Source organism: Acinetobacter pollinis, from assembly GCF_015627175.1.
In the GTDB taxonomy this organism is placed as follows: Bacteria; Pseudomonadota; Gammaproteobacteria; order Pseudomonadales; family Moraxellaceae; genus Acinetobacter; species Acinetobacter pollinis.
This window is the reverse complement of sequence record NZ_VTDQ01000006.1, coordinates 91879-102510: the sequence shown is the minus strand read 5'-3', so window position 1 is coordinate 102510 and position 10632 is coordinate 91879. Positions and strand designations below refer to the sequence as shown.

The window sequence follows — 10632 nt, the reverse complement described above, 5'->3', positions numbered from 1 at the left end:
ATATTATAGATTTAAATATACGAGGTATGACTTGTGCATCGTGTGTTGGACGTGTAGAGAAGGCTTTGCTAAAAGTTGAAGGGGTAGATGATGTATCTGTTAACCTTGCTACTGAATCTGCACAAGTTCATCTGCAGAAAAATATTTCTCCTGAAATACTTATTCAGACTGTAGAAAAAGCAGGATATCAGGCAGAAATTAAAAATAATCAAAGTGAGGATGAAGAAGAGTCATTAACACAAAGAAGAGAAAAAGAAGCCAAAGTACTCCGGCGTGATTTAATAATTGCCCTAATTTGTACACTTCCTATTTTTGTTTTAGAGATGGGAACACATATTTCCACGTCTTTTCATCATTTGGTTCTTAGTTATTTAGGCCAGTCGCTGAGCTGGTATATTCAGTTTGCATTAACAACTTGTGTACTTATATTCCCAGGCCGTAGATTTTACCAAAAGGGATTACCTGCTCTATTTCGTTTAGCGCCAGATATGAACTCTTTAGTAGCTTTGGGTACGCTAGCAGCATATGGTTTCTCATGTATCGCGACATTTTTACCATGGTTACTTCCTGAAAATACAGTAAATGTTTATTTTGAAGCTGCTGCTGTGATTGTGACATTAATTTTATTAGGGCGCTATTTAGAAGCAAAAGCAAAAGGAAAAACCTCCCAAGCGATTGAACGTTTAATAGGTATACAACCTAAAACAGCACGTATTTTACAAGCAGATGAGTTACTTGAAGTAGATATTAAACAAGTGATGGCTGGAATGACAGTTGTTGTTCAGCCTGGTGAAAAAATAGCTGTAGATGGTACGGTCTTAAAGGGTCATAGTTTTGTTGATGAATCCATGATTACAGGAGAGCCTATTGCTGTCAAAAAAGATAAAGACAGTCACGTTGTTGCTGGTACAGTCAATCAACAAGGCATTTTATATATTCAGGTAAGTGCGACTGGAAATGATACGGTATTGGCACAAATTATTCGTTTGGTTGAAGAAGCTCAAGGCTCAAAGCTCCCAATTCAAACGATGGTTAATCAAGTGACCATGTGGTTTGTTCCCGTTGTTATTGTTTTGGCAGTGATTACTTTCATTGCTTGGTTGGTGTTTGGACCAAGTCCCGCTTTTTCATTCGCACTTGTAAATGCTGTAGCAGTATTAATTATTGCATGTCCATGTGCCATGGGTTTGGCAACGCCTACATCTATTATGGTAAGTACAGGGCGTGGTGCAGAAATGGGTATTTTGTTTAGAAAAGGCGAAGCATTACAAACGTTAAAAGAAGCAGAAGTTATTGCCTTTGATAAGACAGGTACGTTGACCGAGGGTAAACCCAAATTAACTGATTTAATGACCATAGATAATCAAAATAAAGCAGATATCTTGCGGTATATGGCATCGGTAGAGCAGTATTCTGAGCACCCTGTTGCACAGGCAATTGTCAATTATGCCAAAGAGCAACAAATTACCTTGCTTGAAGCAAATGAAATACAAGTTGTTGCAGGTTATGGTATTCAAGCCTTTGTGAATCAGAAACGTATTTGTATTGGTGCAGATCGTTTTATGAAAAAATTAGGTTTAGAGGTCAAAACATTTGCTGTCAAATCAGAACAACTTGCACAAGATGGGAAAACGCCTTTTTATATTGCAGTTGAGAATACGGTAGCTGCAATTGTAGCAGTAGCAGATGATATTAAACCATCTACTTATAAAGCGATTCAGTCACTTCATGAACTTGGTCTAAAGGTTGTTATGATTAGTGGTGACAATTATAAAACTGCGCGTGCAATTGCGAAAAAATTAAAAATTGATGATGTGATTGCAGAAGTATTACCAGAAGGTAAGGTAAATGCGATTCAGAAACTACAAAAAGAGTATGGCAAAGTTGCCTATGTAGGAGATGGTATAAATGATGCACCTGCCTTAGCATCAGCCGATATTGGTTTAGCTGTAGGAACAGGTACAGATGTTGCGATTGAGTCTGCAGATGTTGTATTGATGTCTGGGAACTTACAAACAGTCACACATGCAATTGCATTAAGTAAAGCAACTATTCGTAATATAAAGCAAAATTTATTTTGGGCATTTATTTATAATATTGCACTTATTCCTATCGCAGCAGGGGTTTTATATCCTTTTTATCATATTTTATTGTCACCAATGATCTCGGCTTTGGCGATGGGTTTATCTTCAGTTTTTGTTTTAACCAATGCACTGCGTCTAAAACGTTTTCATTATTCGGAGTCTAAAGGCGGAGCGTAATAATTATATGAATATAGGACAAGTTTCAAAACAAACAGGATTGTCTAATAAGATGATTCGTTACTATGAGTCGATTGGGCTTTTACCTAAAGTACAACGTACAGAGGCGGGTTATCGTATTTACAATACTGTTCATATTCAAACATTGCATTTTATTTTACATGCCAAAGCATTAAACTTTTCTACCGACCAAACCAAGGCACTTTTGCAATTATGGCATAATAAAGATCGCCATAGTGGAGAAGTAAAGCATCTAGCGCTTGAACATATTGAACAGCTTAAAAATCAGATTGTGCAATTAGAGCATATGGTTGAAGTATTGCAAGAAACAGCAGCCTATTGTTCAGGAAATGAAAAATCAGATTGTCCAATTTTAAACAAAATTGAGCAAGGAGAAAAAAGTATTTGGTTTACAAAGTAGTCCAAGTTTTTTATAAAAACAATAAGACTATAGTTGAGCATATTTTTTTGTGTTTGTGTGAAATCTATGCACACCTGAGTATAAATCTATGTATATAATGATGAAACCATAGAGTGGACAGAGTGAATTATGTTTCAGCATGTTGAGCCGTATGCGGGCGACCCAATCTTAAGTTTAATGGAAAAATTCCAAAAAGATGAGCGTGATAATAAAGTTAATTTAAGTATTGGCTTATACTACAACGAAGACAGCATTGTTCCGCAATTTAATGCAGTAAAAACAGCCGCTTTAGAAATAGGTAAGAATGTAGATAAAGCAAAGCTTTACTTACCAATGTCTGGCTTAAAAAGTTATTGCGATGCCACACAATTATTGTTGTTGGGTGAAGAAAGTACGGCAAGAGCTGAAAAACGTGCTGTGACAATTCAAACATTGGGTGGGTCAGGCGCATTAAAAATTGGTGTAGATTTCCTTAAAAAATACTTTCCAAAGTCGAAAGTATGGGTAAGTCAACCGACTTGGGAAAATCATATTGCTATTTTCCAAGGCTCAGGGTTTGAAACAGCAGAGTATCCATATTTTGATGCACAGACAAATGGTGTTGCATTTGAGGAAATGTTGAATTGTTTAAAACAACTTCCTGAAAACGATATCGTACTGTTACACCCTTGTTGCCATAACCCAACAGGTGCAGACTTAGTTCCTGAGCAATGGGATCAAGTGATTGAAGTATTACTTGAACGTAAACTTATTCCTTTCTTAGACATTGCATACCAAGGCTTTGCTGAAGGTCTAGATAAAGATGCTTATCTGATTCGTGCATTAGATAAGGCAGGCGCAAAATTTATTTTAAGCAACTCTTTTTCTAAAATATTCTCTCTTTATGGCGAGCGTGTTGGTGGCTTAACAGTTGTTTCAGAAAATGCTGAAAGTGCTGAAAATGTATTTGGTCAGTTAAAAGCAACAGTACGCCGTGTTTACTCAAACCCACCAACAACTGGTGCGTTACTGGTAAATGCTGTATTAGAAAATGATACATTACGTGCTGATTGGGAAGAAGAATTAGAAGGTATGTGTGAGCGTATTGCTAAAATGCGTACCATTTTACGTGATGAGCTTGTTCAACGCCTCCCAGGTAAAAACTTTGACTACCTTGTAAAACAACGCGGTATGTTCAGTTATACGGGACTAACGGCAGAGCAAGTAGATGCATTACGTGATGATTATGCGATTTATTTACTTCGCAGTGGCCGTATGTGTGTAGCTGGTTTGAATCAGAAAAATGTTTATTATGTTGCTGAATCTATTGCAAAAGTTCTAGCTGATTAAATATACAGATAATAAAAAGGACTGCCTGTGCAGTCCTTTCTTATTTGATGATAGTGATGAAAACTACTACATCATCTCTTCGTTAAATTCACGCTTTGGTGCTTGGCGTACAGGCTTATCATCTGCTTTATAATATGGCGCAGTTGAACGTGGTAATTTTTGTCCACGTATGGCATCTGCAATTTTTTCACCAATCATAATGGTAGTTGCATTTAGATTACCTGTAATAATAATAGGCATAATGGATGCATCGACGACTCTTAAGCCTTCTAAGCCATGTACACGACCCTCGTGGTCTACAACGGCCATATCATCTGTACCCATTTTACAACTACCACATGGATGGTACGCCGTTTCAGCATGGTTACGAACAAATTCATCAAGTTGCTCATCTGTAACGACATCTTTACCCGGACTAATTTCACGACCACGGTATTCGTCTAAAGCAGGTTGATGCATAATTTCACGTGTTAGACGAATACAGTCGCGGAATTCTTGCCAATCTTGCTCTGTAGACATGTAGTTAAATAATAGGCTTGGATGATCATGTGGATTTAATGATTTGATCCGTACATGTCCACGCGATGGTGAACGCATAGAACCTACATGGGCTTGGAAGCCGTGTTCTTGTACGCCATTGCTACCATTGTAGTTAATGGCAACAGGCAAGAAGTGGTACTGAATATTTGGCCATTCGAATTCAGGGCGACTACGTATAAAACCACCGGCTTCAAACTGATTGGAAGCCCCAATACCTTCACCTAGAAATAACCATTTTGCACCAATTGCAGGTTGGTTATGCATTTGCAAAGCAGGGTAAAGGGATACGGGTTTTTTTGCTGCGTACTGTAAGTAGAGTTCTAGATGATCTTGTAAGTTTTCACCTACACCCGGTAAGTCATGTACTACAGGAATGCCAAGTTCCTCTAAGAAAGCTTTCGCTGCAACGCCTGAACGTTGTAAGATTTGTGGTGATGCAATTGTACCTGAACAAATGAGTACTTCACGACGTGCTTTTACAACGGTCGGTGTGGTGCTTTCACCTCGAAGATATTGGACACCCGTTGCGCGTTTACCTGAAAATAAAACTTTATCTGTAACCGCGTGAGTAACAATCGTAATATTCGAGCGTTTCTTTGCAGTATCTAAATATCCACGTGCTGTACTGGCACGACGGCCTTGTTTTGTTACAGTGCGATCCATTGGGCCGAAGCCTTCTTGCTGGTAGCCATTGAGGTCATCTGTACGTGGATAACCAGCTTCTACACCAGCTTCTACCATGGCATGAAATAAAACATTATTTCCAGCTTTTGGTGTAGTTACGCTAACAGGACCTTCACCACCATGGTAATCATTTGGCCCAATATCACGTGTCTCAGCTTTACGATAATAAGGTAAGCAATCTGCGTATGACCAATCTTCTAAGCCGGGAAGTTTTGCCCAGCCATCTAGATCCATGGCGTTACCACGAATGTAACACATACCATTAATTAAAGATGAACCACCTAAGCCTTTACCGCGTCCGCATTCCATACGACGGTTGTTCATATGTGGCTCAGGGTCAGTTTCATATGCCCAATTGTAGCGTCGACCTTGCAATGGGTAAGCTAATGCGGCTGGCATTTGTGTACGAAAGTCTGCACGGTAATCTGGTCCACCAGCTTCTAAAAGCAAAACAGTGGTATCTTTATCTTCTGTGAGGCGTGTTGCAAGTACATTACCTGCAGAACCGGCACCAACAATAATGTAGTCATATTCTTGATTTGCCATCATTCTATCCTTATTGTTTAGCGGTAATCGGGAAGTGGCATACATAATGAATGTATGCCTTTATGGGAGAGGAGTGTTTTAGAAAATAGAGGCGTATTCACCCATCTCAACTTGCACAGATTTAATGCGCGTATAGTTCTCCAAAGTAGAAATACCGTTTTCTCGACCAACACCAGATTGTTTATAGCCACCTACTGGCATTTCCGCAGGGGATTCTCCCCAAGTGTTAATCCAACAAATACCTGCTTCAAGTTGATGAATAATACGGTGCGCACGCGCTATATTTTCACTGACTACACCTGCTGCTAGACCAAAGTGTGTGTTATTTGCACGTGTAATAGCTTCTTCTTCTGTCTCATAAGTGAGGACACTCATCACAGGACCGAAAATTTCGTCTTTTACAATATCCATTTCATCTGAACAATCAGTGAAAATTGTTGGTTCTACAAAAGCACCCTGAGCAAGTTCGCCTGTTGTTGCACGTTGTCCACCACATAGGAGGGTAGCTCCTTGTGTCTTACCTTTTTCTAAGTAAGACAGTACTTTTTCCATGTGTGGGAAACTGACGAGAGGTCCCATATTGGTTTGTTCGTCCATAGGTTGCCCAAGACGAATATTTTTAACGCGTTTTAGAAGAGCTTGTTCAAAATCATTTTTGAGTGATTTAGGAATAAAGACACGTGTACCATTTGTACATACTTGGCCTGTACTAAAGAAGTTTGCCATCATAGCGACATCGGCTGCACGATCAAGATTTGCATCTTCACAAATAATTAGTGGTGATTTGCCACCAAGTTCCATAGTCACTTCTTTTAAAGAAGAACTTGCAGCAGTTGCCATGACTTTTTTACCTGTAGGGACAGAGCCTGTAAATGAGATTTTTTCAATGACAGGATGTTCGGCAAGCATAGCACCGACTTCCCCAAAACCTTGAACAACATTAAATACACCTGCAGGTAGGCCTGCTTCGGTATAAATTTCTGCAAGTTTAAAAGCGGTCAGTGGTGTGACTTCACTTGGTTTGAAAATCATGGCATTACCAGCTGCAAGGGCAGGTGCAGATTTCCAAAGTGCGATTTGAATAGGGTAGTTCCAAGCACCAATACCTGCGACAACACCTAAAGGCTCACGGCGTGTATAGAAAAAGCTAGAGTCACGTAGAGGAACTTGTTCACCTTGAATAGCAGTTGCTAGACCAGCGTAATACTCGAGTACATCTGTACCCGTAACAATATCTACAGTCGATGTTTCGCTATAAGCTTTACCTGTATCTAACGTTTCTAGTTTAGCAAGCTCGTCATTACGTTCACGAAGCAGATCGACAGCACGACGTAAGATACGTGAACGTTCTACTGCAGTCATTGCTGCCCAAATTTTTTGCCCTTTTTGTGCGCTCTGAACAGCTTTTTCAATGTCTTCTTGAGATGCGCTGTGAATATGTGCAATTACTTCGCCAGTTGCAGGGTTTATTGTCTCAAAGGTTTTCTCTTGTGTTGAGTTGACATATTCGCCGTGAATATAAAGTGGATGAACGGGTGCATGACTCATGATTCAATCTCCTGCAACTTAATATGTGTATTTAAATAGTTATAAGCAATATGGCGTGCTTGTTCTGCATCGAAAGTGTCTTGATAACTCATTAGACTGCCACGTAACCAAAGACCATCAATGAGTGCAGCCATACCACGTGCTGCAATATCTGCTTTTTGTTTTGGTAGTAATTTAAGAAAATAATATCTTAAATTTGAATATAGCCGTTGATCGTTTACTCTTTGTAAACGCTGTAATTCAGGGGTATGTAAACTGGCTACCCAAAACTCTAACCATAAACGCATAGCCTTCGCACTGGTCTGACTTGCATCGAAGTTTGAGTCAATAATTGCTTTAATAATTTCGGCAGGAGCTTTATCTGAATTTTCTCGGTACTGCTCTGTTTGAATTCTTAATTCATTTAGCATTGCACGCATACATGCATTAATCAGACCCTGTTTATCACCAAAGTAATGACTGACGATTCCTGTAGATAAGCCTGCTTTTGCTGCAATTTTGGCAATTGTTGTATTGGTTAGACCAAGTTCATAAATGACATCGAAAGAGGCATTGATAATCTGCTCTCGGCGCACGTGTTCAGGTTTTACTCGACTTGTATTCATATGACCCTAATGCCATTTTCATATTCAGAATATCGCTTAATTTGCATAATAATATATCATTGATTGAACGTTCAATCAATTGGTGTATAATCGACCATGAAAATGTCGTTGTCATTTTATTCACTGTATATTTTCGTTTCTATTGGGCTAAGTGATTTAAAAAACTTAGGTGGAACATTTAAGGTTGTGAGGGTTTTTCAATACAGTAGGATGTACTGTGTGCCATAATTTGTCCTTTATGCAATTGAGGCATAAAGTCGGTATAAGCCGAGTAGAGTCAGAGGAATGTTATTGTACTTAACAATCTTTTTTTAAATGATTCTATATTCTCTCATATCGTTGTTATATAGTTTTAGCTCAGCGAGCTAATGCCATTATAAATATGAAAGATTCATTCATTTCTCGCTTTTAGATGAACCATCAGGTTGATATACCTGTCCTAGATGTGTGACATCTTCGAAAAATAAAGTGCAATAACTGCATCGAATGTATAAGTACATGCTTCATGATGATGAAATATGTATTTAAAAATGAGACACAGATTTGTGCATTTAAAACTTTTTACGCGAAGTAGAAAGTTATTTTTATGAATAAAAAAGAGGATTGTATGAATCAAGATAACTCCTCCAGTACGCAGCACAAGATTGTGCCCACTGAAGATAAACTCAACCATGTTGTATTTTATGTTTCTGCGGGTCTTGTGGTGGTGTTTTCCCTGTTTACGATTTTGTTTAATGCTGAAGCGTCTAAAGCTTTAGACGTCGTATTAGATTGGGTAACATCTACGTTTGGCTGGTATTACTTTGCAATTGCTTCTTTATATATTGCTTTTGTTCTTTTTCTTGCTTGTTCCCGCTATGGTGATATTAAGTTAGGGCCTAAACATTCTAAACCTGAGTTTAGTATGGTGAGTTGGGCATCTATGCTTTTTGCTGCTGGTATCGGGATTGATTTGATGTTTTTCTCTGTTGCAGAACCGATTACACAGTATATGCAACCTCCTGTTGGACAGGGTCAAACCATTGAAGCTGCGCGTCAAGCCATTACATTTACAATTTTCCATTATGGACTAACGGGTTGGTGTATGTATGCCTTAATTGGTATTGCACTGGGCTATTTTGCTTACCGTTATAACTTACCTTTAACCGTACGCTCTGCACTTTATCCAATTTTTGGAGATAGGGTGAATGGTATGATCGGTCACCTTGTCGATATTGCTGCAATTTTAGGTGCAATTTTTGGACTTGCAACAACCTGTGGGATCGGGGTTGTACAGTTAAACTATGGTTTATCACTCATCTTTGGTGTGCATGAAGGTTTAACTGTACAATCGTGGTTGGTTGTTTTTGCGGTTTGTATTAGTATTATTTCTGCAACAACAGGTGTCGATAAAGGCGTAAAATTCCTTGCAGAATTGAATATTTACTTTGCAATCGGGTTGTTACTATTCATTTTGTTTTTGGGCGATACCAAGTTTTTATTAAATGGTATGGTATTAAACATTGGAGATTACATTAGTAAATTTCCTTCAATGACATTCGATACTTTTGCATATAACCAAGATCAAAATAAACATACTACAGAGTGGGTGCGTGATTGGACACTTTTCTTCTGGGCATGGTGGATCGCTTGGGCACCATTTGTAGGACTGTTTTTGGCACGAATTTCAAAAGGTCGTACAATTCGTGAGTTTGTTGTTGGTACGCTAATTATTCCTATCTTATTTACTATTGCATGGTTATCAGTTATGGGTAACAGTGCATTGTACCAAATCATTCATGGGAACCTTCAGTTCGCACAAGAAATTCTGGCAAAGCCTGAGCTCGGTTTTTATAAGCTATTATCTTTTTATCCATGGTTCTCATTTACTGCAGTACTTGCATTTATTACTGGATTACTTTTCTATGTAACATCAGCAGACTCTGGTGCAATTGTACTTGGAAGTTTCTGCTATCGTTTAAAAGATGTGAACAGTGATGCACCGAATTGGATTCGTATTTTTTGGTCAGTTGTGATTGGTGTGTTAACCATTGCAATGCTTATGTCAAATGGGATTAGCACATTACAAAAAGCAACGGTAATTATGGGGCTACCTTTTAGTTTTGTCATGATCTTTGTGATGATCGGTATTTTAAAATCGTTGCGGTTAGAAGATCATCGTTCTCAAAGTGCTTTGTTAAATGCTGCACCTGTGGTGGGTAATGTTGATATTCTAAACTGGAAACAACGTTTATCTCGAGTGATGCATCATCCTGGGAAAAAAGCAACATTACAGATGTTGAATGATGTATGTGATCCTGCTTTAGAAGAGGTGATGAAAGAACTAAAAGAGAAGGGTGTTCAAGTCACTTTATCTAAAACTCAAATGGAAGAAGATCTAGATAGTGAGTTATATCATATCGATCTGACGGTAGACTTACATGCCGAGCAAAACTTTGTTTACCAAATTTGGCCACAGCGTTATCATGCACCTGAATTTAGTAAACGTAGCAAATTAGGAAATACCTATTACTACCGCTTAGAAACATTCTTGTTCGAAGGTAGTCAAGGGAATGACCTTATGGGCTACGGTAAAGAGCAAGTGATTAATGATGTTCTAGATAAATATGAACGCCATTTAACATTCTTGCATTTGAATCGTGAAACGACGGTAGGTAAAACGCTCAGTTTCCCAGATCCTAAAGACCAATAATTTGAG

General features: G+C 38.5%; 7 protein-coding genes. 4 read left to right on the top strand and 3 right to left on the bottom strand.

What is annotated here, in order from left to right; translation table 11 throughout:
- The 3 genes from I2F23_RS04450 to I2F23_RS04440 form a co-directional block, all read left to right on the top strand.
- On the top strand, positions 1-2261 hold a 2261-nt coding region (locus I2F23_RS04450; protein ID WP_213014659.1), incomplete at its 5' end, for a heavy metal translocating P-type ATPase.
- Between the two features lie 7 nt (positions 2262-2268).
- A complete protein-coding gene (gene cueR / locus I2F23_RS04445; protein WP_195771354.1) occupies positions 2269-2682 on the top strand; it encodes a Cu(I)-responsive transcriptional regulator in 414 nt (137 codons plus the stop codon).
- A gap of 129 nt (positions 2683-2811) precedes the next feature.
- Positions 2812-4011: an amino acid aminotransferase gene (locus I2F23_RS04440; protein WP_195771353.1), complete on the top strand. Its 1200-nt coding sequence runs from the start codon at positions 2812-2814 to the stop codon at positions 4009-4011.
- 66 nt (positions 4012-4077) lie between these two features.
- On the opposite strand, the gene betA is transcribed toward I2F23_RS04440, so the two are convergent.
- From betA to betI, 3 genes are all read right to left on the bottom strand, one after another.
- Positions 4078-5781, bottom strand: coding sequence for a choline dehydrogenase (gene betA / locus I2F23_RS04435; protein ID WP_195771352.1), 1704 nt, complete (start codon positions 5779-5781; stop codon positions 4078-4080).
- A gap of 78 nt (positions 5782-5859) precedes the next feature.
- The gene (betB, locus tag I2F23_RS04430; RefSeq protein ID WP_195771351.1) at positions 5860-7329 is read right to left on the bottom strand and encodes a betaine-aldehyde dehydrogenase; all 1470 of its coding nucleotides are present in this window, start codon (positions 7327-7329) and stop codon (positions 5860-5862) included.
- Positions 7326-7934, bottom strand: a complete 609-nt coding sequence (betI, locus tag I2F23_RS04425; RefSeq protein ID WP_195771350.1) for a transcriptional regulator BetI — start codon at positions 7932-7934, stop codon at positions 7326-7328. The genes betB and betI overlap by 4 nt, the downstream gene beginning before the upstream one ends.
- Positions 7935-8541: 607 nt before the next feature.
- Here betI and betT point away from each other — a divergent pair.
- Positions 8542-10626 carry a choline BCCT transporter BetT gene (gene betT / locus I2F23_RS04420; RefSeq protein ID WP_195771349.1) on the top strand — a complete coding sequence of 695 codons (2085 nt, stop codon included), beginning with the start codon at positions 8542-8544 and terminating at the stop codon, positions 10624-10626.
- Positions 10627-10632 lie beyond the last annotated feature (6 nt).